Raw genomic sequence first — 294 nt, forward strand, 5'->3', positions numbered from 1 at the left:
GCTTTAAATGAAGAGTTTCCAGCAACAAAGCAGCAAAGGTGTTGGGTGCATAAAACGGCTAATATTTTAGATAAAATGCCAAAAAGTGTTCAAAAGTATGCCAAAGAAATCATTCACGAAATTTATATGGCTCCAAGAAAAACGGATGGACTAAAAGCTTTTGAGAAGTTTCTTGGGACATATGAATCAAAATATCCAAAAGCCTGTGAATGTTTGAAAAAAGACAAAGATCAATTATTTAGCTTTTATGATTTTCCAGGCATGCATTGGCAACATATAAGAACAACGAATCCA

Annotated in this window: 1 protein-coding gene; it reads left to right on the forward strand. The window is 33.7% G+C overall.

The genetic code is table 11. From position 1 onward, the window contains the following. The coding region (locus AOM43_RS08640; RefSeq protein WP_193374863.1) for a transposase at positions 1 to 294 on the forward strand (294 nt) is incomplete at both ends.

Origin of the sequence: Parachlamydia acanthamoebae, assembly GCF_000875975.1 — a bacterium.
GTDB lineage: Bacteria > Chlamydiota > Chlamydiia > Chlamydiales > Parachlamydiaceae > Parachlamydia > Parachlamydia acanthamoebae.